This is a genomic window from Corynebacterium tuscaniense (assembly GCF_008693065.1).
Taxonomy (GTDB): Bacteria; Actinomycetota; Actinomycetes; order Mycobacteriales; family Mycobacteriaceae; genus Corynebacterium; species Corynebacterium tuscaniense.
Genome location: NZ_VXKH01000029.1, coordinates 1 through 23229, shown reverse-complemented (window position 1 = coordinate 23229; position 23229 = coordinate 1). Strand labels below are relative to the sequence as shown.

The 23229-nt window shown below is 58.2% G+C and carries 23 protein-coding genes; 3 read left to right on the top strand and 20 right to left on the bottom strand.

Going from position 1 to position 23229, the window contains the following annotated elements; translation table 11 throughout:
• Positions 1 to 193 precede the first annotated feature (193 nt).
• The 10 genes from F4V54_RS11450 to clpS all read right to left on the bottom strand — a co-directional run bounded on the left by F4V54_RS11450 (position 194) and on the right by clpS (position 7111).
• On the bottom strand, positions 194 to 346 hold the full coding sequence (locus F4V54_RS11450) for a hypothetical protein (RefSeq protein ID WP_170253120.1): 153 nt from the start codon (positions 344 to 346) through the stop codon (positions 194 to 196).
• A gap of 236 nt (positions 347 to 582) precedes the next feature.
• A complete protein-coding gene (rdgB, locus tag F4V54_RS06680; protein ID WP_034665314.1) occupies positions 583 to 1206 on the bottom strand; it encodes an RdgB/HAM1 family non-canonical purine NTP pyrophosphatase in 624 nt (207 codons plus the stop codon).
• A gap of 8 nt (positions 1207 to 1214) precedes the next feature.
• Positions 1215 to 1952 (bottom strand): ribonuclease PH, encoded by a 738-nt coding sequence (rph, locus tag F4V54_RS06675; protein ID WP_102723165.1) that lies wholly within the window; start codon positions 1950 to 1952, stop codon positions 1215 to 1217.
• A gap of 24 nt (positions 1953 to 1976) precedes the next feature.
• Positions 1977 to 2753 carry an MBL fold metallo-hydrolase gene (locus F4V54_RS06670; protein WP_150386657.1) on the bottom strand — a complete coding sequence of 259 codons (777 nt, stop codon included), beginning with the start codon at positions 2751 to 2753 and terminating at the stop codon, positions 1977 to 1979.
• A gap of 89 nt (positions 2754 to 2842) precedes the next feature.
• A complete protein-coding gene (gene murI, locus F4V54_RS06665; protein ID WP_034665281.1) occupies positions 2843 to 3640 on the bottom strand; it encodes a glutamate racemase in 798 nt (265 codons plus the stop codon).
• Positions 3641 to 3716: 76 nt separating this feature from the next.
• Complete coding sequence (locus F4V54_RS06660) at positions 3717 to 4235, bottom strand: MarR family winged helix-turn-helix transcriptional regulator (protein WP_034665279.1); 519 nt, start codon at positions 4233 to 4235, stop codon at positions 3717 to 3719.
• Positions 4236 to 4413: 178 nt separating this feature from the next.
• Positions 4414 to 5184 (bottom strand): rhomboid family intramembrane serine protease, encoded by a 771-nt coding sequence (locus F4V54_RS06655; RefSeq protein ID WP_373277160.1) that lies wholly within the window; start codon positions 5182 to 5184, stop codon positions 4414 to 4416.
• 8 nt (positions 5185 to 5192) lie between these two features.
• On the bottom strand, positions 5193 to 6215 hold the full coding sequence (locus F4V54_RS06650) for a P1 family peptidase (RefSeq protein WP_249041249.1): 1023 nt from the start codon (positions 6213 to 6215) through the stop codon (positions 5193 to 5195).
• Position 6216: 1 nt separating this feature from the next.
• On the bottom strand, positions 6217 to 6756 hold the full coding sequence (locus tag F4V54_RS06645; RefSeq protein ID WP_150386656.1) for a DUF2017 domain-containing protein: 540 nt from the start codon (positions 6754 to 6756) through the stop codon (positions 6217 to 6219).
• A 28-nt stretch (positions 6757 to 6784) separates the two neighbouring features.
• Positions 6785 to 7111, bottom strand: coding sequence for an ATP-dependent Clp protease adapter ClpS (gene clpS / locus F4V54_RS06640; protein ID WP_084576706.1), 327 nt, complete (start codon positions 7109 to 7111; stop codon positions 6785 to 6787).
• 88 nt (positions 7112 to 7199) lie between these two features.
• Between clpS and F4V54_RS06635 the strand changes: the two genes are divergently transcribed.
• A complete protein-coding gene (locus tag F4V54_RS06635; RefSeq protein WP_034665275.1) occupies positions 7200 to 8540 on the top strand; it encodes a nicotinate phosphoribosyltransferase in 1341 nt (446 codons plus the stop codon).
• 9 nt (positions 8541 to 8549) lie between these two features.
• Positions 8550 to 10562, top strand: coding sequence for an ATP-dependent DNA helicase (locus F4V54_RS06630; protein ID WP_150386655.1), 2013 nt, complete (start codon positions 8550 to 8552; stop codon positions 10560 to 10562).
• Positions 10563 to 10585: 23 nt separating this feature from the next.
• On the opposite strand, the gene F4V54_RS06625 is transcribed toward F4V54_RS06630, so the two are convergent.
• From F4V54_RS06625 to ykgO, 9 genes are all read right to left on the bottom strand, one after another.
• Positions 10586 to 11347 carry a peptidyl-tRNA hydrolase gene (locus tag F4V54_RS06625; protein ID WP_150386654.1) on the bottom strand — a complete coding sequence of 254 codons (762 nt, stop codon included), beginning with the start codon at positions 11345 to 11347 and terminating at the stop codon, positions 10586 to 10588.
• On the bottom strand, positions 11347 to 12597 hold the full coding sequence (serB, locus tag F4V54_RS06620; protein WP_102723171.1) for a phosphoserine phosphatase SerB: 1251 nt from the start codon (positions 12595 to 12597) through the stop codon (positions 11347 to 11349). Before serB ends, F4V54_RS06625 begins: the two co-directional genes overlap by 1 nt.
• Positions 12598 to 12706: 109 nt before the next feature.
• Positions 12707 to 14416, bottom strand: coding sequence for an aa3-type cytochrome oxidase subunit I (gene ctaD, locus F4V54_RS06615; RefSeq protein ID WP_034665269.1), 1710 nt, complete (start codon positions 14414 to 14416; stop codon positions 12707 to 12709).
• 392 nt (positions 14417 to 14808) lie between these two features.
• The gene (gene nrdF, locus F4V54_RS06610) at positions 14809 to 15813 is read right to left on the bottom strand and encodes a class 1b ribonucleoside-diphosphate reductase subunit beta (RefSeq protein ID WP_150386653.1); all 1005 of its coding nucleotides are present in this window, start codon (positions 15811 to 15813) and stop codon (positions 14809 to 14811) included.
• Positions 15814 to 15860: 47 nt separating this feature from the next.
• Entirely contained in the window at positions 15861 to 18011 is a 2151-nt protein-coding gene (gene nrdE / locus F4V54_RS06605; RefSeq protein ID WP_150386659.1) for a class 1b ribonucleoside-diphosphate reductase subunit alpha, read from the bottom strand.
• A 136-nt stretch (positions 18012 to 18147) separates the two neighbouring features.
• Positions 18148 to 18678 carry a class Ib ribonucleoside-diphosphate reductase assembly flavoprotein NrdI gene (gene nrdI, locus F4V54_RS06600; RefSeq protein ID WP_150386658.1) on the bottom strand — a complete coding sequence of 177 codons (531 nt, stop codon included), beginning with the start codon at positions 18676 to 18678 and terminating at the stop codon, positions 18148 to 18150.
• A 68-nt stretch (positions 18679 to 18746) separates the two neighbouring features.
• The gene (gene nrdH, locus F4V54_RS06595) at positions 18747 to 18980 is read right to left on the bottom strand and encodes a glutaredoxin-like protein NrdH (RefSeq protein ID WP_150386652.1); all 234 of its coding nucleotides are present in this window, start codon (positions 18978 to 18980) and stop codon (positions 18747 to 18749) included.
• A 347-nt stretch (positions 18981 to 19327) separates the two neighbouring features.
• The gene (locus tag F4V54_RS06590; RefSeq protein WP_170253119.1) at positions 19328 to 21301 is read right to left on the bottom strand and encodes a vWA domain-containing protein; all 1974 of its coding nucleotides are present in this window, start codon (positions 21299 to 21301) and stop codon (positions 19328 to 19330) included.
• Between the two features lie 144 nt (positions 21302 to 21445).
• On the bottom strand, positions 21446 to 21568 hold the full coding sequence (gene ykgO / locus F4V54_RS06585) for a type B 50S ribosomal protein L36 (RefSeq protein ID WP_034665258.1): 123 nt from the start codon (positions 21566 to 21568) through the stop codon (positions 21446 to 21448).
• Between the two features lie 198 nt (positions 21569 to 21766).
• Between ykgO and nadE the strand changes: the two genes are divergently transcribed.
• Complete coding sequence (nadE, locus tag F4V54_RS06580) at positions 21767 to 22636, top strand: ammonia-dependent NAD(+) synthetase (RefSeq protein WP_150386650.1); 870 nt, start codon at positions 21767 to 21769, stop codon at positions 22634 to 22636.
• Here the strand turns inward: nadE and F4V54_RS06575 are convergent.
• A partial coding sequence (locus tag F4V54_RS06575; RefSeq protein ID WP_150386649.1) for a fructosamine kinase family protein occupies positions 22599 to 23229 on the bottom strand: 631 nt, incomplete at its 5' end. The genes nadE and F4V54_RS06575 overlap by 38 nt on opposite strands.

Genomic DNA, 23229 nt, shown 5'->3' with positions numbered 1-23229 from the left:
GCTATATTGAAGGAGCGAAAGCCAACGGCTGGAAACAAGCCATCAACCAACTATCCGTGGCATACCCCGACCGATTCGCGGACTACTTGTAAACCAAACCCCGCACACAAAAAATCGGACACTCTCTCGGAGTACCTAGGCATGGTGGTAGATTACCTTTCTTCTCAACCCAACTGGGCTGGATATCAGGTGTCTACCTAACGGGGGTCAGGTCCGTGTGAACTTTGGCCCATTCGCGAACACGAGCAGGACTGCAGCCAGCGTCGATAAGCACCTGGGCATCAAAGGATGCCAAGGACTCCATCGGGTTGGTTAAACCCGCCACTAGTGCTGCAAAAGGATTCATGCCACGCACACTAAACCGAAAACCAGAAACGCGCGAAAAGGGCCTGTGAATAGTTTCTAGTTATCCACAGGCTCCGAGCGCCGAGTCGCGTTTCAGGACACGCAAATAAGCCACATAACGAGCATGAACAGCCCGGTTCCCGACAAAGCGAAAAAAGATCCAAACACTTGGCGCGGAAGCAAAACCGACCACGACAGGCCGGCACGTGACACACTTTTTGCTACGCACCCCTCGCTTTAGGCTCCCACCAGTGCGGCGATCGCGGGCGCAAGCTCGCGCAGTGCTTTGCCGCGGTGGGAGCGTTCGTTCTTCTCCTCCGGGCTGAGTTCGGCGGAGGAGCGGCCGGGGCAGTCAGCTGGTTCAAACAGAGGGTCGTAGCCGAAGCCATTTTCACCGCGGGGTTCGCGGAGCAGGGCTCCTTCCCAGCGGCCTTCCGCCGTGGTCTCACGGGGTTGTCCGTTGGCTGTCAGGGCGGCGGGGACCACGAGGGCGCAGCACGAAACAAAGGCGGCGGTACGGTGCTCGATGTCGTTCATCTGCGCCAACAGAAGGTTGTTGTTGGCCTGGTCATCGCCATGGGTGCCGCACCAGCGTGCGGACAGAACACCCGGCATGCCGTTGAGAGCGTCAACGGCGAGGCCTGAATCATCTGCAACGCATGCCAGTCCCGTGGCGGTGGCACCTGCGCGTGCCTTGATCAGGGCGTTCTCCGCAAACGTTAAACCTGTTTCAGCGGGTTCCGGATACGGCTCCACATCCTTGAGCGAAACAAGTTCCACACCCTCAATGGCGCATTCCGCTAGGACAGCTTCGAGCTCGTGGAGTTTCTTCGCGTTACCGGAGGCAACCAGGATTTTCAACGGTGTGTTTACCACCCCAGTGCCGCCTTCTGTGCGGTGATGAGTTCGTAGCAGCCTTTCTCCGCGGAGTCGAGCATCGCGTTGAGCTGGTCTCGGCCGAACAGGCCGTGTTCACCGGTGCCTTGCACTTCGACGAAGTTGCCGGACTCTGTCATCACAACGTTTAGGTCCACCTCTGCGCGGGAGTCTTCTTCGTAGGGCAGATCAAGGCTCACTCGGCCGTCCACAATGCCCACGGACACAGCGGCCACTGGTGGTTGGAGGGGCTCGCCTGGAACGAGGTCGCGCTCCTTGAGGTAGGCGATCGCATCAGCCAAAGCAACGTAGGCACCGGTGATGGAGGCAGTGCGGGTGCCACCGTCGGCTTGCAGCACATCGCAGTCGATCTGGATGGTGTTCTCTCCCAGCTGCGACAAGTCAACTGCTGCGCGTAGGGCTCGGCCCACCAAGCGGGAAATCTCGTGGGTGCGGCCCTTGACCTTGCCTCGCATGGATTCACGCGGCATGCGCTCATGGGTTGCTGCCGGCAGCATGGAGTACTCGGCGGTGAGCCATCCTTCACCAGTGTCTTTCTTGAACCGGGGCACGCCCTCTTCAGCGGAGGCGGTACACATCACGCGGGTGTTGCCGAATTCGACGAGGACGGAGCCTGCAGGATTCGTCGTAAAGCCACGCGTAATGCGCACTGGACGCATTTCATCGAGCGCGCGACCGTCAGCACGGACAAAGGATTTTTCTTCAGTCATGCCACGAGCCTACAGGCCACGGGTTTAAACTTCGTAGACATCCTTTGCGCAGCCCAACACAACCTCACCATCAAATTCCGCCCGCGCGGCTTCCAGTGTCGCAGACTTGTCAGACCACGGCTGTATGTGCACGAGAACGAGCTTATTCACACCTGCTTCCCGTGCGAGCCGGCCGGCTTCCTGCCCAGACATGTGCATGCCGGGTGGGGTGTCCGCTGTAGCAGTAGGCCCCCATGCTGCTTCGCAGAGGAAAAGGTCAGCCCCACGCGCAGCTTCAACGAGCGCAGGCGTGTAAGCCGAATCGCCAGAATAGGCAATCACACTGCCAGTGTCCTTAGACTCCACGCGCAAGGCATGGGATTCCACCGCTGGGTGCAGTACCGCGAACGGTGTGACCGTCACTGCATCAATGTGTATCGGCTGACCTGAGACCCAGGCCCGTACGTCGAAAGTATCCGACAGGTCATCAATCTCATCCGGACCATTCGCCCCCATCCGGCCCAAATGTTCCGCCGCGTAACTCGGCCCATATAGCATATGGCGCCGTATTGCGGGGGCTGTGGGATGGTAGCGCCGCCACACGCACAGCGAGGCGGTATCAGAGCAGTGATCAGCGTGAAGGTGACTGAACAGCAGATGCGTATCCGAGGGATCGCCGACTTCCTGCAACGCCGCCAATGCGCCTGGCCCAAAATCCATGAGAATTCCCGGGTCCCCCACGCGCGCATTGATTAGGTAGGACGATCCGGGGTTGCCCGGGGCCGCGAGCGACCCTGTGCATCCGAGAACAGTCAGTTTCATGCGATCACTGTGCCATGGAACTTAGGAAATACCTAAACATAGGGCGCAAATGACCTGCCATGATGCCCAGCTGACATGGGGTAAATCACTTATAGCTTCTCATGTGACACGGCCTCCACGTGAGGTCCGAGGAAGCGTGTGGCAAGACGATTAAAGGTTTCCGGGTCCCCCGTGGACTCAAAAACCCGAGTGGGCTGGTGGCTTTCATCTGCGAACATGTCGTTTTCTGTGAGGATGCGCAGCACATCTTTCGCGGTTTCTTCAGCAGAGGATACTAGGGTGACATCCTCACCAATAGCTAACTGAATAACGCCGGAGAGCAACGGGTAATGGGTGCACCCTAGGACGAGGGTGTCCACCCCCGCAGCCTGCAGCGGCTCCAGGTAGCCCTGAGCCACACCAAGAATCTGCCGGCCCGAAGTAATGCCGCGTTCCACGAACTCCACGAAAGCTGGGCATGCCGCGGCGGTCACCTCAACGGAAGGCGTCAGATTAAACAGGTCTTGGTAAACGCCGGAGCGGATCGTAGCTGCCGTGCCAATCACGCCAACTTTGCCGTTACGAGTGGTGGCCACCGCGCGACGCACGGCCGGTTTGATTACCTCAATTACCGGCACGTTGTAGCGTTCACGCGCATCATGCAGAAATGCTGCGGAGGCAGTGTTGCAGGCAATGACGATCATCTTGCAGCCGCGTTCGACCAGACCATCCGCGATCGCCATCGCATGTTCACGCACCTGTGCCAGCGGCTTCGGCCCATAAGGCCCGTTCGCCGAATCCCCGATGTACAGCACCGATTCTTGTTGCAACTGATCCATGACCGCGCGGGCCACAGTCAGTCCCCCAAAACCAGAATCAAAGATGCCAATTGGCGCATTATTATCCACGCAGAAAAGTGTACCGCTCCACGGTGAGGGCGGTACGAGAAGCTAATTTCTTATCGACGAATCCTCAGCTCAACCCCTACGCCACGCTGGCGTTCTCCGGCGCCACTGCTACATCGTTGAGGCCCGGCTCAGCGACGAGCGCGGAATTCATGCGAGCAAAAACGTGAGCAAGCTGCTCCAACTCAGCGCTGTTGAGGTTGTCAAAGAGAACGCGGCGCAGCTCAGCGGTGTGGCCTGGCAGAGCCGACTTCACAGTCTTTTCGCCTTCCGGGGTAAGGGTGGCAAACGTTGAACGGCCATCATTTGGGTCCGGAATACGAACAACGAGGCCCTTCTTTTCCAGACGCGTGACCACGCGCGACAGGTGGGATAGAGACATCGCCGTTGCCTCGGACAGGTCTGTCATGCGGCGCGATTTGCGCTTGGACTCTGCAATCTTTTGCAGTGCATGAAACTCAAAATAAGCGACACCAGCATCACGTTTCAGCTGTGCGTCAAGAAAAGCCGGCAGCTGCATTTGCACGGTCCAGAAACGGGACCATACGTCAGCTTCATGGGCAGAAAGGCCACCAAGTTGTGCATTCATGTTGCTCATGTAACTAAGAATAACTTAAGTCTAAGAAAATTCATAGTTTCAGGCGAAATTTCTTAATTTATGCAGGGAAATACCCCCATTTGGCGTAGGGAGTCACTAGTAACTTAGAAGAACTTATGTTCCATATTGATCAAAACGAACAGTACACAGCACAAACTTAATCCATTTAGATAGTTGTCTACATATTATTTCGCGCGGACTGCTTAACCGCTTTCTTCTGCTGCTTGCGGGCTGCCAGTGCTGGCGGATCATCGGAGGTAATGAAGATACCGGCGGCGATTCCGCCAAGTGCCCCAAAGAGATGCGCCTGCCAGCTCACCCCCGGCGTCAGCGGTAGGACACCCCACACCAAACCGGAATACGACAGACCCAGTAAAACACCAAGCACAATCTGCGAAGCAGAGCGATTGAAAATGCCACGAACAAGCAGGTACCCCAGCCAACCGTATACCAACATGGATGCGCCGATATGGTTTGTGCCAATACCGCCTAACAGCCACACGCCAAGACCGCCGATACCAACAACAAAAGCGGTGACCTCCCAAAACACTCGGCTACCGGAATAACCAATGAGGAAAGCGAAGATCGCCCCCGGAACCGTATTGGACATGAGGTGCTCAAAATTTGCGTGCAGGATCGGTGAGGTGAAAATGAAAGGCAAAGACGAAGTGTCCAATGGATGGATGCCAAACGCGGTTAAGACGCCACCAAATAGGAACACGTTGATGATGTGCACTGCCCAGATGAGCGCCACATACCCCGCCGCATACATCAACCCCAGGCGCATTTGGCTGCCCCGGGAGTTCTGCCGCGGATGACGCGGCTGCGTGGGCTGACCGGGATAGGACGGCCTGGTTGGTAAACCACCGTATGGTGCGCCATACGGTGTATCGAATTGATTGCCGTACTGGTTGCCGGGATACGCGCCGGATGGGGGAAAATTGCTCATGGTGCGGCTTAGCTTAATAGGTTCGGGGATAAGATGTCGGCCCAGGCCGTCACACCGTAACCCGATGCAGCGGATGCGACAGCATCAACAATCGCTGCTTCCACGCAGCGGGCAGAGGCATCACACAGGGTATACAGCAGCTCCGGGTCGGTGACGGTGGTGGGGGCTTCCTGTGCCGTCGATAAGCAAAAGAGTGTATCCCCGTCGAGCGGTGAGTGTGCGGGGCGCACTGCGCGCGCCAAGCCGTCATGGCCCGTCATCGCCAAGCGTTCAAGCTGCGCAGGCGGCAACGGGCAAGTGGTGGCCACAACACCGATGGTGGTATTCAGCTTGGGCGTTGGGCGCTCCAACTGGGCAAAGGCCTGCGTATCCACCGGTGGGCGGGTGGGATCACCGTAGAACCGACCCGTAGCCGGGTCGATCGGACTGCCTAACGGGTTGGCCACCACCGCGGCAGCGATGGTGTACTCGTGGTCTTCATCACCGCTTTTCACTGTGGTTTGTGCTCGACCAAATCCACCACGGAGCACCCCGGCCAGGGCGCCACAACCGGCGCCCACCGTGCCTGAGGTATCGGCCTGTTCACCCTCCAGGGCCGCGCGAACGGCTGCTGCGCCATCCTCGACACCAGGGCGGTTGTTTGGGTCGCCCACGATGAGGTCGAAGATGACGGCGGCGGGCACAATGGGCACGCGGGGACCCGGATTATCCTCACCGAAAACCGGGAAGCCAACGCCCCGGGTTTCCAGCTCCCTCATAGCACCGTCGGCGGCAGCAAGCCCAAAAGCGGAACCACCGGCAAGCACCACGGCATGCACCCGTTCAACGCTGTTGTGCGGTTTCAGCAAGTCCGTTTCACGAGTACCGGGACCGCCCCCGCGCACATCCACAGCACCCAATGCACCGGCAGTATCCGTGGACACGATCGCGGTGACGCCGGTATCCCCCAAAGAACAATGACCGAGCCTCAGGCCCGGCACGGAAAATTCAGACACGACCGGCGTGATGTGCCACGCTGCCCCCGTAGCCACGTCACTCCCCCGTCAAGGCTTCCAGCAGTGAATGCTGGCAGTAGGCGAGCCATTCCACCAGGTTGGCTTGGTCCTGCTCCGCAGCTTCCGTCGGCGCCTCTGCTGCCGAGACGTACAAGCGCATGTCATTGAGTGCTGCGATGAACTGTTCGGCCTCATGTTCCTCGATGGTGACGGCAACGCCACCGGTGGGACCCAGCGCGGCATTAACCACCTGCAAATTAGTCAGCTTCGCCTTGATGATGTCCGTTTCATGCAGGGAGCGCAGCAGAGCATTATCGCCATCGAATTCCTCATCTCCCTCGCGCTCGAAATCCGGGAGAAGACGAGCCAGGGAGGGGTCAGTCGGCGCTTCGGTGTGGCCGGCGGCCATGCCCATCATCTCCGCCAACTCATCCTTCGGCGCGGACTGTGCACGCTGGATCAGTGCTTCGGAGACGGTGGCGGTAAGGTCACCGATCACTTCACGCTCCATCGGATCAAACACGGTGCTAAACCGCAGGCTCCGCATGAGCCCTTTCTTGCGCCGCCACGGCTGCATGTTGCCTGTCCTCCCTTTAAAGCCAGTCTTAGCCGGCCTGCTGCATGGTTGCCCACAGGCCAGCGGTGTGCAGCTTCTTCACATCACCTTCGACCTTATCTTTTTCACCTGAGGAGACCACGGCCTTACCTTCTGTATGCACCTGCATCATCAGCTCCTGTGCACGCTTGCGGCTATAGCCCAGCACGGTTTGGAACACGTAGGTGACGTAGCTCTGCAAATTCACCGGGTCATCCCACACGATGCACATCCACGGCAGGTTTTCTGCTGTTTCAACATTGATCTCAATCGCTTCGTCCAACTCGGGCGTAGCCATGGGGGATCCCAAGCGGACCTCATGTGTGACACCGTTCATGGCGCCAAGAATACTAAACATCTCAATCTCTGAACGGTCCGGACGAGTGCTGGCCCCACTCGCAGCCCCTACGACTAGTGTTGTGTGCATGACACAGCCCGAGTCCGCATCCACGTCCCAGCAGCCGTCGACAGCTTTCTTGACGGATATGTACGAGCTGACCATGCTCGATGCCTCCATGAAAGATGGCACCCATTCGCGTGAGTGCGTCTTTGAGGTTTTCGGGCGCAAGCTGCCCAATGAGCGCCGTTACGGCGTTGTCGCTGGCACTGGTCGCCTAATCCAGGCGGTGCGAGATTTCCGTTTCACCGAAAACCAGATCGCCACCGCCGATTTCTTGAGCGAAGAGACGAAGGACTACCTGCGTAACTACCGCTTCACCGGACAGATCGACGGCTACAAAGAAGGCGAGCTGTACTTCCCGTACTCCCCCATCCTGACGGTGCGCGGCACCTTTGCGGAATGCTGCATTCTGGAAACAGTGATCCTGTCCATCCTCAACGCTGATTCCGCCGTAGCTACCGCCGCTTCCCGTATGGTCACCGCTGCTGATGGCCGCCCGATCATGGAGATGGGATCGCGCCGCACCAATGAGCAAGCCGCCGTCACCGGTGCACGCGCTGCTTACATCGCTGGATTTTCCTCCACCTCCAACATGGAGGCTTCCCTGCGCTATGGCATCCCCGCTGCCGGCACCGCCGCCCACGCGTGGACGTTGCTGCACACCAACGCTGATGGCACGCCGAATGAGAAGGCTGCTTTCAAGGCACAGATTGAATCCCTCGGAGTGGACACCACCTTGCTGGTGGACACCTATGACATCACCCAAGGCGTCATCAACGCCATCGAAGTCGCCGGCACCGAACTAGGCGGCGTACGCATTGACTCGGGCGACCTGGGCATCATGTCGCGCCGGGTGCGCGCACAACTGGATGACCTGGGTGCATACAACACCAAGATCATTGTTTCTTCTGACCTGGATGAGTTCACCATCGCCGGTCTGCGCTCCGATCCGGTGGATGGCTACGGCGTGGGTACCTCAGTTGTCACCGGTTCCGGCGCCCCCACTGCCGGCATGGTGTACAAACTCGTTGAGGTGGACGGAGTGCCCGTGGCCAAGCGTTCAACCGGTAAGCAAATGAAGGGTGGCGCGAAAGGGGCTGTGCGCACCTACCGCGGCTCCGGTGTTGCCGTGGAAGAAATCGTGTACCCGCTGAATAACGTGCCGGAAAATCCGACCACTCTGGATTACCGCCAGCTTGTCGTTCCGCTCATGCGTGACGGGGAGATCGTCGATGGGTTGGATGACCTTGAAGCTACCCGCACCCACCTGGCTAAGCAGCGCGAAACCCTGCCGTGGGAAGGTCTCGCGCTGTCGCGGGATGAACCTGCCATTCGCACCCGCTTCATCGGTTTCCCGGAAAGCTAGCGGGGACGAGTGGGCACGGAGAAAGACACCAAGGACACGAAAGCCAGCGGCCAGGACCCGCTGTCGCTGAGCACGCAGGAGCTCCTTGCCGCCGCGGTGGAAGCCCTTGGCGGGGCGGAACGTCCGGGGCAGGTGGCCATGGCGGAGGCAGTGACAAAGGCCCTCACCAATGAGCGTCATCTTGCTGTGCAGGCTGGCACGGGTACGGGTAAGTCGCTGGCCTACCTCGTTCCCGCGATCCGCCACGCGCAGGGCACTGATACGACAGTGATCGTGTCCACGGCCACGTTGGCGCTCCAGCGGCAGTTGGTGGAGCGGGATCTTCCGCGTCTCGTCGAAGCGCTTGACCCGCTGCTCTCGCGCACGCCGACCTTTGCCATTCAGAAGGGGCGCTCGAATTACCTGTGCCTGAACAAACTGGCGGTGGATCCGCAGCAAGATGAAGCGCTCATCGATGAAGAAGATGTCTCCTGGCTCGGCCGCCACATCAAGCGCGTCTACGAGTGGGCAGATGAGACGGAAACCGGCGACCGTGATGATCTTGAGCCGGGGGTGCCGGATCAGGCGTGGCGTCAGCTGTCCGTAACAGCAGCCGAATGCGTCGGCGCTACCCGTTGCCCGCACGGTGAGGAGTGTTTTGCGGAAGCGGCTCGTCGCCGCACACAGGACGTGGACATCGTGGTGACTAACCACGCCTTGCTCGCTATTGATGCGATGAGCGACATCAATATTCTGCCTGAGCATAGTGCCGTTATCATCGATGAGGCCCACGAGCTCGACGGTCGCGTCACCTCCGTAGCCACGAATGAAATCTCCGCGCGCGCACTGACCCTCGCCGCACGCCGCGCCGGCAAGCTCAAGGCCAAGACAGAACAAAGCAAGCTTGAATCGCTTATCGACGATTTCACAGCCGTCCTCGCGCTCGAAACCCCCGGCCGCTGGGAAACTATCTCTGATCCGGCCCGCGCATCCTTCGCCGGTATCCGTGATGCCCTGTGGCGCACCCGGGATGCCATTTCCCGTGGGCCCGAGGGTGAAGCGACGAATGACCCGGAAACCTTCGCTGAACGCGAAAACCTCAAAAACCACCTGGGTGAGCTGCACGATTCCATCGTTCGCATCCTCGAAGTTTTTGATGAGCCAGATCCGTCCAAGCACGTCGACGTGGTGTGGTTGACCCGCGTGGAACGTTATTCCGACACCTCCGATTCGGTCTCTGTGGCTCCACTATCCGTATCCACTCTGCTGCGGGACAACCTCTTCGGGGAACAAACCGTGGTGCTCGCCTCCGCCACCTTGACCGTGGGCGGTAATTTCCGCGCCATGGCCTCTGCCTGGGGCCTGCCCAACGGCAGCTGGGATGCCTTGGATGCTGGCACCCCCTTTGATCCGCGTCGGGCCGGCATCCTCTACGTGGCCAAGCACCTTCCCCCACCAGGCCGGGATGGCTTGAGGGAGGACACCATCACAGAGATGGCCGAGCTCATCACCGCGGCGGGTGGGCGGACGTTGGGCCTATTTTCGTCCAAACGCGCCGCCGTCGAGGCCGCCGACACACTACGCAAGAAACTTCCCTTCGACATTCTCGTTCAAGGCGATGATTCCATCGGCGCGCTAGTGAACAAGTTTTCCGCGAGTGAAAACGTCTGTCTCTTCGGCACACTCAGTTTGTGGCAGGGCGTGGACGTCCCCGGGAAGTCGCTATCGCAAGTCATCATCGACCGCATTCCCTTTCCCCGCCCGGACGATCCACTCCTGCAGGCACGTTCCAACGCTGCTGATGCCGCGGGACGCTCCGGCTTCATGGAAGTCTCCGCCACCCATGCTGCCCTGCTGCTCGCTCAAGGAGCAGGCCGCCTACTGCGCAGCACCAGCGACCGCGGCGTGGTCTCCGTTCTGGACAGCCGCCTGGCCACGAAACGCTACGGCCAATTCCTCCGCGCCTCTCTGCCGGACTTCTGGGAGACCACCGACCCAACCGTCGTGCGCGAAGCTCTCAAACGCCTGGTGTCCGTTACGTAACTTCAGCTTTGCTTTCGGGGGTTCTATCCCCCGAAACTCCCAGGATACGCCGCTGCCGTGACAGACCCCGGTGCTACTTCCGTGAAACCTGCGTCCTGCACCACTACGGTTGCCTCATCTGCAATGACCTGATTGAAAACGTCGTCCGGCAACTCATGCACCACCAGCGGGAAGCCAGCCTCAACCCACGCGAGCACCCAATCCTCCCCCATCGCCGCCGCCAACAGCATGGAGGCATGGCCAGCCTGGGCTGCGGCTTTGCCAACGGACATCCCCAACGAATCGGCGATGATCACCGTGGGCACCGATGAAGCGATAATCTCCTCTGCCGTGGGCACCTCCCCGCCCTCATGCGGTAGATCTGTTCCTTTGATCTGCAGCTTCGCAATGTCATGCGGAACATCCCCGACCGCGGACGGGATGAAAGCCCGCGCTTGGGCGGTGCCATGCGTAGCGCTGCAGCCCCGCAGTGCCTGCACATGCTCCCAACTCGCACCACGGGCACGCCGCGCGATCTTCCGGATGCGGTGGCCATACCAACCTGCCAGGGCATCACGCCACTCGCCCTCACACCCCGCACGCGGATCCAAACACACCGCCACGACGGCCTGGGCTGCCGCGGCGAGTAAGTCCCCACGATTCGGCGGATCCTGCTTCGGAATGTGCAGAGCAATTTGCATCGCCTGCACCGTCGCTGGGTCCGCCGGGTCCTCACTCCCCCGCGAAGGCTCCGCCATTACGGAGTGGAGGGTCCGGTAGGCGTCGATAAGTAACTGGCCCGACATTAATCGAGCGCAACCTTACCGTCGATACCCTGCTCTTCATTGAGCACATCAATCTCATGGCGCGGCACACCCATGATGTACAACACCGAGTCAAGGAACGGGTGGTTCACCGAGGTATCCGCGACCTCACGCAGCGCCGGCTTCGCGTTAAACGCAATTCCCAGGCCCGCGGCGGTGAGCATATCAATGTCATTCGCACCATCACCCACCGCAACCGTCTGTGACATGCGCAAGCCCGAATCCGCGGCGAACTCAGCCAAGAACTCAGCCTTCGCTTGCCTATCCACGATCTTCCCAATCACCCGGCCCGTCAACTTCCCGTCAACGACCTCCAGCGTATTCGCCCGGACATAGTCCAAGGCAAGCTCCTCCGCCATCGGCTCCAGAACCTGAATGAACCCGCCGGACACAACCGCCGTGCGATAGCCCATCTGCTTCAGAGTACGAATCGTCGTGCGCGCACCCGGGGTAAGAACAATATCCCGCGCCACGTCATCCAAAACCGACGCATCAAGACCCGCGAGGGTGGCCACACGCTCACGCAAAGACTCCTCGAAGTCAAGCTCACCACGCATTGCACGCTCCGTCACTTGAGCGACCTCGGCCTCGCGTCCCGCATGCGCCGCAAGCATCTCAATGACCTCACCCGTAATCAACGTGGAATCACAATCAAAACACACCAAACGCTTCGAACGGCGCGCAAGACCAGAGCGCTCAATCGCAATATCCACGCCCAAACCAGAGGTCAACTCCGCCAGCGCCTGGCGCACCGTGTGGCTTACCTCATCACCAGTCCCAGGAATGGTGATAGACAGTTCCAAGCCCGTCACTGGATAATCAGAGATCCCCCGAATACGGTCAATATTCGCCCCGAAATCCGCCAAAGCGCGACCGATTTCCGAGACCGCCTCCGCCGTCACCGGATCCCCCAACACCACCACAACGTGCGTGGAACGCTTACGCTGCGGGGACAGCTTCTCCTCTTCCGTATCGATGCGCACCGTGTGATCCGACAGCTCCGGCGCCGACTCCAGGTCACGGCGCAGCGCGTCCATCATCGACAGATTCACACCAGCAAAAGCCGCCAGCGCAAGGTACCCACGGAACTGGGCCTGCTCCACATCAAGCAACTGAACGCCGTGCTGCGACAACACTGCGAAGAACGCCGCGGTCACACCTGGGCGGTCCGCGCCCGTCAACGTGATGACGGCTGATTCAAGTCCGGGCTGAAGGCTCACCTCATAAGTCATGAGATTGAAACTACCCCACGACAGCACGAAGCCCCATTCCACCAACCATGTGGAATGGGGCCTCGATCAGGAGTCACACAGCAGCACCATATGGGGCTGCCTCTAGCCCTTAGGCGTCGTGGTGGCCCGTGTGAGCCTCCCGACGCATGGCCTCAACCATGTGTGGGTGGTGCAGCTCGAAGGCCGGACGCTCAGAGCGGATACGTGGCAGGGAATTGAAGTTGTGGTGCGGCGGCGGGCAAGTCGTTGCCCACTCGAGAGAGTTGCCGTAACCCCACGGATCATCAACAGTGACGATCTCACCGTAGCGCCAGGACTTGTACACGTTCCAGATGAACGGCAGGAAGCCGATACCCAGGATGAAGGAACCAACCGTGGAGATCTGGTTGAGCAGCGTGAAGCCGTCAGTGTCCAGGTAGTCAGCGTAGCGGCGCGGCATGCCCATGTTGCCCAGCCAGTGCTGAACCAGGAAGGTCATGTTGAAGCCGATGAACACGAGCCAGAAGTGGATCTTGCCCAGACGCTCATCCATCATGCGACCCGTCATCTTCGGGAACCAGAAGTAAATACCAGCGGTGGTGGCGAACACAATGGTGCCGAACAGGGTGTAGTGGAAGTGAGCAACCACAAAGTAGGTGTCAGAGAGCTGGAAGTCCAGCGGCGGAGAAGCCAGCATAATACCGGTCAGACCACCAAAGAGGAACGTGAACAGGAAGCCCATGGACCACAGCATCGGAGTCTCAAACGTCAGGTGACCATTCCACATGGTGCCCACCCAGTTGAAGAACTTCACGCCGGTCGGAACAGCAATCAGGAACGTCATGAACGAGAAGAACGGCAGAAGAACCGCGCCGGTCACGTACATGTGGTGCGCCCACACAGCCATGGACAGGCCACCAATAGCCAGAGTTGCGAAGACCAGGCCGATGTAACCGAAGATCGGCTTACGAGAGAAGACCGGAATGATCTCGGAGATAATGCCGAAGAACGGCAGTGCGAGGACGTACACCTCAGGGTGACCGAAGAACCAGAACAGGTGCTGCCACAGGATGGCGCCACCGTTAGCCGGATCGTAGATGTGGCCACCAAGCTTACGGTCATACAGGACACCGAGAGCAGCTGCGAGCAGCAGCGGGAAGATCAGGAGCGCCAGGATGGACGCAACGAAGATCGTCCAAGTGAACACCGGCAGACGGAACATCGTCATACCCGGTGCACGCAGGGTCAGAACCGTGGTGACCATGTTGATAGCGGAAGCAACGGTACCAATACCGGTTGCACCCACACCCATAATCCACAGGTCAGCGCCAACGCCCGGGGTGTTGATTGCGTCCGCCAGTGGCATGTACATGGTCCAACCGAAGTCAGCTGCACCACCCGGAGTAGCAAAGCCAGCAAGCATTGCGATAACACCGACGGTGGTGATCCAGAAACCAAAGGCGTTCAAACGTGGGAACGCGACATCCGGCGCACCGATCTGCAGCGGCAAGATGAAGTTAGCAAAGCCCCACACCATCGGGGTACCAAATGCCAGAAGCATCACGGTGCCGTGCATGGTGAACAGCTGGTTGAACTGCTCATTGGAGAGGAGCCGCAGACCCGGGTTGAAAAGCTCAGCGCGGATCAGCAGTGCCATGAGGCCACCGAGGAAGAACCAAATAAAGGACGTAATCATGTAGAAAATGCCCAGTTGTTTGTGGTCCGTGGTGGTCATGAGGTCCCAGAAGCGGGTGCCTTTACGTGCCTTCCCGGTTGGCTCTGGCCGGGAAGGTGCAACATTCGCGGCGTCATTATCGAGCCGCGGTGCTACAGCAGTCATTCGTTTCCTCCTGATTATCATGCTCAGCCACACAACGGACCGGCAGGTTTTCCGGACCGCACCTATAGCCCAATTTCCTCTGCAGCCTCCTTTTAGGGGGCTGCAACGTTCTAGCCATAGATAGTGCGCAGCTAATACCGCTTCATCTTATCCCCCAACCGCAGTGAAAAGCCAGACATGCTTCAGCTTCCCCTCATCCACGCCCCTAATCGCGGGAACACGGCACTCCGGCGTGACACGATTGGCTTTTGGCCTGGCCATTCGGGCACTTTCACCGTATATTTTCGTCCCTTTCTTGTGTCTTTACACCGATCCCACTAACCCCAGAATAGGTAGAGCCAAAGACGGCCCCGCGTGTTGAGCTTCACGCGGGGCCGTCAGGCAATTGTTAGTTAGAAGTCCCAGTCATCATCCTGAGTGTCTTCGGCCTTACCGATGACATAGGAGGAGCCGGAACCGGAGAAGAAGTCGTGGTTCTCATCTGCGTTCGGGGACAGGGACGCCAGGATCGCCGGCGACACGCGCGTCTCATCCACTGGGAATAGGCCCTCGTACCCGAGGTTATTCAGAGCCTTGTTGGCGTTATAACGCAGGAAGCGTTTGACGTCTTCGGTCCAGCCCAGCGGATCGTAGATATCCTCGGTGTACTGGCACTCGTTGTCATAGAGGTCATAGAGCAAATCGAAGGTGTACTCCTTCAGCTCATCCTGACGCTCCTGCGATTCCTGACGCACAGCCTGCTGGTACTTGTAGCCGATGTAGTAACCATGCACTGCCTCATCACGAATGATCAGGCGAATGATGTCAGCCGTGTTGGTGAGCTTGGAGTGCACCGACCAGTTCAGCGGCAGGTAGAAACCCGAATAGAAAAGGAAGGACTCCAGCATTACGGAGGCAACCTTGCGCTTCAGCGGATCATCACCCTCGTAGTAGTTCAGGATGATCTTGGCCTTGCGCTGCAGGTTTTCGTTTTCTTCGGACCAACGGAAAGCATCATTGATAGCTGGCGTATCCGCCAACGTCATGAAGATGTTGGAATAGGACTTCGCATGGACAGACTCCATGAACGCAATATTGGTGAGCACTGCTTCCTCATGCAGCGACGTCGCATCTGGCAGCAACGACACAGCACCGACCGTGCCCTGAATCGTGTCCAGAAGCGTCAAGCCGGTGAACACACGCATCGTCGCGGTCTTCTCTTCATCCGTCAGCGTGCGCCAACTCGGAATATCGTTAGACACTGGAATCTTCTCTGGCAGCCAGAAGTTACCAGTCAGTCGGTCCCAGACCTCCAAGTCCTTTTCGTCAGGAATGGAGTTCCAGTTAATGGCCTTCACCGGCTTGTCATGCTCAGCTAAGTACGCGTCGTACTCATGCGCTTCAGTCACGCAGATCATCCTCTCGTAGTGCGAAAAGCAGGGGGTTTAATTCGTCGAAAAGCAGCCTAGAGCATGCAGGACACGCAGCCCTCAATCTCAGTTCCTTCCAAAGCCATCTGGCGCAGACGGATGTAGTACAGCGTCTTGATGCCCTTGCGCCAAGCGTAGATCTGCGCGCGGTTGAGATCACGCGTGGTCACCGTGTCCTTGAAGAACAAGGTCAGCGACAGGCCCTGGTCCACGTACTTCGTGGCCACCGCGTAGGTATCGATGATCTTCTCGTACCCAATCTCGTAGGCATCCGTGAAGTACTCAATGTTCTCGTTATCCATGTGCGGCGCCGGGTAGTACACGCGACCGATCTTGCCTTCCTTACGGATCTCAATCTTGGAGGCAATCGGGTGGATCGACGAGGTCGAGTTGTTGATGTAAGAGATCGAACCGGTCGGCGGAACTGCCTGCAGGTAACGGTTATAAATACCATCCCGAGCCACATCAGCCTTCAGCTGCGCCCACTCTTCTGCGGACGGCGGCGTTGCGTTGGACTTAGCAAAGATCTCCTGAACCTTTTCCGTCTTCGGCTGGAAATCCTCCGGGTTGTAGCGGTCAAAGAACTCACCGGTTGCGTACTCAGAACGCTCAAAGCCGTCGAAGGCCTGCCCCGTTTCCACCGCAATCTTGTGGGAAGCCTTGATGCACTCATACATCACAGTGGCGAAGTAAGCGTTGGTAAAGTCCAAGCCTTCCTCCGAGCCGTAGTGAATGTGCTCACGTCCCAGGTAGCCATGCAGGTTCATCTGGCCCAAACCAATGGCATGGGAAGCATCATTGCCCTCACGCACGGACGGCACCGAATCGATGGACGTCTTATCGGCCACCGCCGTTAGACCACGGATGGCGGTTTCGACCGTCTTGGAGAAGTTATCCGAATCCATCGCCATAGCAATGTTCAAGGAACCCAAGTTGCAGGAAATGTCCTGGCCCAGCTCCTTGTACGTCAGATCATCATTGAGCACCGACGGAGTGTTCACCTGCAAAATCTCGGAACACAGGTTAGACATGTTCACACGGCCAATCTTGACCGGGTTCGCCCTGTTCGCCGTGTCCTCGAACATGATGTACGGGTAGCCGGACTCGAACTGGATCTCCGCTATGGTCTGGAAGAACTGGCGGGCGTTGATCTTGGACTTGCGAATACGCGGGTCTTCCACCATCTCTTCGTACTTCTCCGTCACCGAAATATCAGCGAACGGAACGCCGTAAACGCGTTCGACGTCGTACGGGGAGAACAGGTACATGTCATCATTGCGCTTTGCCAGTTCAAATGTGATGTCCGGGATAACCACGCCGAGGGAGAGCGTCTTAATACGGATCTTCTCATCCGCGTTCTCACGCTTGGTGTCCAGGAAGCTCAAGATGTCTGGGTGGTGGGCATTGAGGTACACCGCGCCAGCACCCTGGCGGGCACCGAGCTGGTTGGCGTAGGAGAAGGAATCCTCCAGCAGCTTCATCACGGGAATAACGCCAGAAGACTGGTTCTCGATGCGCTTAATCGGCGCACCCGATTCACGGATATTGGATAGCAGCAGCGCCACACCACCGCCGCGCTTGGACAGCTGCAGCGAGGAGTTGATCGCACGGCCGATGGATTCCATATTGTCCTCAATACGCAGCAAGAAGCAGGACACGAGCTCGCCACGCTGCGCTTTACCAGCGTTCAGGAAGGTCGGGGTTGCCGGCTGGAAGCGGCCCGTCATAATCTCGTCGACAAGCGCGGAAGCAAGCTCCTCATTGCCGTCAGCGAGGAATAGCGCGGTCATGGACACACGATCCTCGAAGCGCTCCAGGTAGCGGCGCCCATCAAACGTCTTCAGCGTGTACGAGGTGTAGTACTTGTATGCGCCCAAGAAAGACTGAAAACGGAACTTGTAGGAGTACGCACGCTTGAACGTGGACTTTACAAAATCCCAGTCATACTGCGCGATGACCTCGGGCTCGTAGTACTTGTTCTCCACCAGATAATCCATCTTCTCTTCCAAGTCATGGAAGTAAACGGTGTTCTGGTTCACGTGTTGTAGGAAAAACTGGTTGGCTGCTTCCCGGTCCTTGTCAAACTGGATCTGGCCGTTCTCGTCGTACAAATTTAAAAGCGCATTTAGCGCGTGGTAATCCAGCTGATCTTCCGTATTCACCGGCTCGGCGACGGTCTTTCCCATTGATGTGGACGCAGTGGACACAGCAAGTGGCCTTTCTTCTTAGTTCTTCTCGGGGACGGCTTAGTTCAAGCCGGTGTTGAGTTATGGAGTTATTTTGGACGAATTAAAACTTTGAAATTATTGACGTGCGTGCCGTTTATACCGCCTGGTAGCGTTCACGCAGCCGGGCAAGCCTCTCCGCATTCTCATTCGCGGGTTGCGCCTTGCGGCGTTCAAGCGCCGCCTCTTCCTCCGCAGTCAGCGAGCCAAGCCCCAACCCTGCGGCCTGTTCAAGCAGGCAGTCGCGCACATGTTCAACGTCAGCTTCCGTGCCCATGAGCTCGAAGCGGTACAGATACGGCTTGCCGGTCTTCGCGGAAATCACATCCCCAGCCAGGCAGAAATCCGGCCCGAAATTCGAGTTCCCCGCGGCAATCACGCCACGCAGAAGACCACGGTTGTGCTCATTGTTAAGAAAACGGATCACTTGCGGTGGCACTGGCCGGGAGTTCACACCCTTAACCAAGGAAGCTCCGCCACCATACGTCGGGCACAAAAGCACATAAGGCTTATCGACGACAAGCTCCCCCTCCAGCTTCCGCAACGGAATCCGAGCCGCAGGCAACCCCAACTTCTCTACAAAACGAGCCGTGTTGCCCGTTGCAGAGGAGAAGTAGACCACCAACATCTGCACAAACCCTTTTCTACTAGGTCAAGCCGCCAACAAGTGGCGGCTTGATAACAATGAGCGGAAGCTTAAGCAGCGCTTTCCACGAGAGTACGGATGCGGTCCGGGCGGAAGCCCGACCAATGAACACCGTCAACCTCAACAACTGGGGCCTGTAGGTAACCCAGTGCCATGACGTAGTCACGTGCGGAGTCATCCAAGGAAATATCCACCGTGGTGTACTCCAAACCAGCGCGGTCAAGCGCCTTCTTGGTTGCATTGCACTGAACACATGCGGGCTTGGTGTAGAGAGTGATGGACATGACCGCGAATCTCTTTCTGTGATGCGACAACTGACGGGACAGCTGACAAAAAATTAACCATTTTCTTCACTTCCCCAACGGGAAGCGAACACTTGGCAACACTATACGTTGTGCCATATTCTAGCAACCCATACTACATATAGTAGTTACACGAATGATATTCGCAGGACAGCGAAGTAAAATAACCTACATGTAGTTCCCTCGGGATGCTTGAAGCGTCAAAAAAGTCTTACATTGATGAAATTTCACCGGAAATATTTTTCGCCCCTCCCCCCGAAAGGACCCCCCACACCCCTGTTTCACCAGGAATGAAGAGGGTCCCTTTATGCGCGTGGCTACGTAACCTTCTATTTGCGGCGTAGCACCGCGATCAATGCAACGAGTGCCGCGAGCAGCACCACGATGCCGGCACCAACTGCCACCATCACCATGTTCTTAAGCCCGAAACCACCATCGCCAGACTCATCCTGCGCTTGGACATCCGAATCGTCTGACTTATCCGACTTCTTCTTGTCAGTCCCCGGCGGAGTATCACTCGGCTCCGGACCATTCTTCTCCGTCGGACGCCACTTCGGCCCATCAACCTTCTTCCCCACGACATCAAAGGCAATCTCAAAGGGCTGCTCAACACCCATGATGTCATCCTCATCTCCCTGGGAGAGAGCAACTCCCACAAGGTAGTAGCCCGCATAGCCACTCTCACGCGCGTTGCTGTCCTTGTAACTATTTCGGAAATCCACCTTGTCACCAACAACGGCGCCTTCCTCCGCTTCATCGTAAAAAATAAGAGAATCAGAGCCATGGTCTATACGGAGCGGTGAATACAAATTGATGTTGAGCGTCTCAGCCGCTTCACGTTCGGATATCCCCGTGCGCACATTCACTACAGGTTGCTGCCCGTATTCCACCGGGATCTTGTAAAAGCGATACTCACCCGGTACAAGCGCATCACTATAGGCACCAGGCTTCACCTCAGTCGCCTGAGCGAAACTCGGCCCACCCTTCACCGGGGTCACATCATTGAAATCAAGCGACGGGCTGTCCTCATCAACCGTCTTCTCACCAGGCTCTGGATACTTGGCCTTCTCAGAATCATCAAGAATCGGCTCGAAGTTAATCTCTAACTCCACATCAGCCTCAGCGCCAGACGTCCCCTCGTCCCGCGCCGCGCTGAGCAAAGAGAACTCCGTGGGCACAATCCACTCCTGTGGGTCACAGTCCTCACGGCTCTTTTCCGGGTCGATCACCCGCACCGCCGGCTCAGGCGGAAGAAAACCCGAACCATACGTTGAGCCCGTACCAAGATCAGAAGCCAGCGCGGCACGACAATTCTCAACTGGGTTCAACACGTTACCGCCCAAGACATGCAGGTTTGCTTCCCTGGCACGGCCGCTTGCTGCACGCTGCGGAATGATCGCCGTGCTCACAATCGCACGATGCCCCTCCGGAATAGCTAACTTGAAATAGCGCTGTGGCATTTCCTCGCCAGGATTGTTCTTCTTCGGCACATCCACCTTCGTGCGATAGCGGCCCTCACCCAACCACTTCGCATCCTCGGGCGTATCCGAATACTCAAACCACGTCCCCGCCGTCTGATACGCCTGCGCATCACGCTGCGCCAAAAACTTCAACGACTCAGCCAAGGACGCTGAATCATCCGCCTCCATGAAATCGCCGCCAGAAACCCGAGCGACGCACTCAAGCTCCTTACGAGCCTCCTCATCAGTCTTAAACCCAACCGTATGAATCGTCAGATCAACACCCTCACCCGCAAGCTCCTTAGCCACCTCACACACCGGCGGTGGTGCACACGTATCAATACCATCTGACACCAAAATGATCGTCCGCTCGCCATCGTCCCCCAACTCCTTGGCAGCAGCACGCAAAGAATTACCAATCGGCGTATACCCACTCGGAGTCATCTCATCAATCTTGCTATTCAACAAGTCCCGATCAAGCTTGCCCACAGGCACCAACGTCTCAACATCCTGACACCCGCGCGCATGATCCTCAGGCGCATTCGACACCCTCATCCCGTACGCCAACAGCCCCAAATTCGCCGAATCCGGCAAATCATTCACCAACTCATGCGCCGCCTTCTTCGCCGCATCCATACGAGTCCCACCATCAACATCCGCATCCAACATCGAACCAGACGCATCAACAATCAACGCAGCTTTACTGTCACTCGCCCCCTGGGCAACGGCAACGCCCGGTGCAACGAATCCCCCCACGAGTAAAAGAGCGGCTGCGGCAAGAACTCCCACGAAGCCGTATACGAAGTTTTCTCTAGCTTTCATCATCATGGTCCTGACAGTCATCGGGCAAAAGTATGCAAAAATCATTGGGTTTCATTGTGCTTCAGATCACACACGGTTTCAATGCATTTTGTGTTACGAAAGCATAAAACCCCGCCACATAGGATTTATCCCATGTGGCGGGGTAAGAACTAGAAGCTGAACGCTTTAGCCCTGGCGAGCCTTGAAGCGCGGATCCTTCTTGTTGATCACGTAGACCTTGCCGCGGCGACGCACAACCTGAGCGCCCGGCTTATTCTTCAGCGACCGAAGGGAATTACGGACCTTCATCGGGCGCTCCTTTCTGTGTCTAGCCGCCCTAGCTGCCACTCATCACAGAGACAGCTGCTAGTACGTTTTGGATTAGACGGAAGAATCTTCTTCCGCGACTCCACCCACCGGAATAATGCCCGGTCAGAGCGCAGCCGTACAACAGGGGACTATGTTACCTGACCATTTCGTGTGCGCCAAACCGCTAGAGTGGCAGCTATGTCTGTGAGGGATAAAGGTTTGCAGAAAGAGATCGTCGACAAGCTGGGAGTGAAGCCTACTATCGACGTAGCCGTGGAAATCGAGTCACGCGTTGATTTTCTGGTGAACTATCTGCGCACAACACGGGCGGCGGGTTACGTCTTGGGTATCTCCGGCGGGCAAGACTCCACGCTCGCGGGAAAGCTGGCGCAGCTCGCGGTGGAAAAAGCCCGGGATGAAGGCCTGGAGGCGCAGTTCGTAGCCGTGCGCCTCCCCCATGGTGTGCAGGCCGATGAGGATGATGCGCAACTGGCGCTGAACTTTATCGCGCCCGATGAAACCGTGACTGTCAACATCGAACCCGCCACCACCGCCATCTCAACAGCGGTAGCAGAGGCACTCGGGATGGAGCGTCTTGGCGATTTCAACAAAGGCAACGTCAAAGCCCGCATGCGCATGATCGCGCAGTACGCCATCGCTGGCGAGCGTGGCCTGCTCGTCGTGGGCAGTGACCATGCCGCGGAAAACATCACCGGGTTCTTCACCAAACACGGCGACGGTGCTGCCGACCTCATCCCCCTCGCCGGCCTAAACAAACGCCAAGGTGCCGCCATGCTTCAGCACCTCGGTGCTAACCCGCGCCTGTGGGAGAAGGTGCCCACCGCTGACCTGGAAGAAGACCGCCCGGCCCTCCCGGATGAGGAAGCACTCGGGGTGACCTACCAGCAAATCGACGACTACCTCGAAGGCAAGCCCGTCGACGACGCCGCCGCGCAACGCCTGGAACATCTGTGGCGCATCGGCCAACACAAACGGCATCTGCCGCCCGGTCCGGCAGAGACCTGGTGGGCTAGCCAACCACGTGCAGTGTCCCCTCCGCCACCCTGACCAGCGCGGAACCGTAACTTGGGCCATGCGTGTACGCGTGCACGGCGAGTGGATGAAGCTGATGAATAGGGATGCGCGCCTCCCAGTCACGGCCAAGTTCGCCGCCGGCGGTTAGGTAGCCTTCAACGATCTCGCTCAGATGTGGTGCCCCGAACAATTCGAGCATCGCAATATCGGTCAGTGGGTGCCCGCCGTGCGCGGCCGGATCGATGAAGCGTGGTCCGGCAGTGGAAAAGAGCAGGTTCCCCGCCCACAGGTCGCCGTGAAGGCGGGCGAGCGGCGCATCCTCATCCTCAACAAGGAGCGCATCGCAAGCTCGCTTTACCGCGATCAATCCTTCCCCGTCCAGGTTTCCCCGCCGGTGCGCCTTCACCGCAAACGGCAGCACGCGTTGGGTGGTATAGAACTCGGCCCACCGTGTCGTCGATAAGCAATCTTGGCGCACTCGGCCGATGAAATTGGGGCCGTCCCAGCCGCCAGACGGGGCACCGAACGCATCGGCCCCCATCGCGTGGATCGCGGCGAGCTCCTCCCCAGCCCGGCGCGCGGCTTCCGCGGTTGGCCGCGCGGTATCAACGTGCTCGATGGTGAGG

Excerpts from the sequence above, each read along its gene's own strand:
- F4V54_RS11450 (WP_170253120.1), bottom strand. The coding sequence starts at position 346 with ATGAATCCTTTTGCAGCACTAGTGGCGGGTTTAACCAACCCGATGGAG.
- rph (WP_102723165.1), bottom strand. The coding sequence starts at position 1,952 with ATGACTGAAGAAAAATCCTTTGTCCGTGCTGACGGTCGCGCGCTCGAT.
- F4V54_RS06670 (WP_150386657.1), bottom strand. The coding sequence starts at position 2,753 with ATGAAACTGACTGTTCTCGGATGCACAGGGTCGCTCGCGGCCCCGGGC.
- F4V54_RS06660 (WP_034665279.1), bottom strand. The coding sequence starts at position 4,235 with ATGAGCAACATGAATGCACAACTTGGTGGCCTTTCTGCCCATGAAGCT.
- F4V54_RS06655 (WP_373277160.1), bottom strand. The coding sequence starts at position 5,184 with ATGAGCAATTTTCCCCCATCCGGCGCGTATCCCGGCAACCAGTACGGC.
- F4V54_RS06645 (WP_150386656.1), bottom strand. The coding sequence starts at position 6,756 with ATGCAGCCGTGGCGGCGCAAGAAAGGGCTCATGCGGAGCCTGCGGTTT.
- clpS (WP_084576706.1), bottom strand. The coding sequence starts at position 7,111 with ATGAACGGTGTCACACATGAGGTCCGCTTGGGATCCCCCATGGCTACG.
- F4V54_RS06635 (WP_034665275.1), top strand. The coding sequence starts at position 7,200 with ATGACACAGCCCGAGTCCGCATCCACGTCCCAGCAGCCGTCGACAGCT.
- F4V54_RS06625 (WP_150386654.1), bottom strand. The coding sequence starts at position 11,347 with ATGTCGGGCCAGTTACTTATCGACGCCTACCGGACCCTCCACTCCGTA.
- serB (WP_102723171.1), bottom strand. The coding sequence starts at position 12,597 with ATGACTTATGAGGTGAGCCTTCAGCCCGGACTTGAATCAGCCGTCATC.
- ctaD (WP_034665269.1), bottom strand. The coding sequence starts at position 14,416 with ATGACTGCTGTAGCACCGCGGCTCGATAATGACGCCGCGAATGTTGCA.
- nrdF (WP_150386653.1), bottom strand. The coding sequence starts at position 15,813 with ATGATCTGCGTGACTGAAGCGCATGAGTACGACGCGTACTTAGCTGAG.
- nrdE (WP_150386659.1), bottom strand. The coding sequence starts at position 18,011 with ATGGGAAAGACCGTCGCCGAGCCGGTGAATACGGAAGATCAGCTGGAT.
- nrdI (WP_150386658.1), bottom strand. The coding sequence starts at position 18,678 with ATGTTGGTGGTCTACTTCTCCTCTGCAACGGGCAACACGGCTCGTTTT.
- nrdH (WP_150386652.1), bottom strand. The coding sequence starts at position 18,980 with ATGTCCATCACTCTCTACACCAAGCCCGCATGTGTTCAGTGCAATGCA.
- F4V54_RS06590 (WP_170253119.1), bottom strand. The coding sequence starts at position 21,301 with ATGACTGTCAGGACCATGATGATGAAAGCTAGAGAAAACTTCGTATAC.
- ykgO (WP_034665258.1), bottom strand. The coding sequence starts at position 21,568 with ATGAAGGTCCGTAATTCCCTTCGGTCGCTGAAGAATAAGCCGGGCGCT.
- nadE (WP_150386650.1), top strand. The coding sequence starts at position 21,767 with ATGTCTGTGAGGGATAAAGGTTTGCAGAAAGAGATCGTCGACAAGCTG.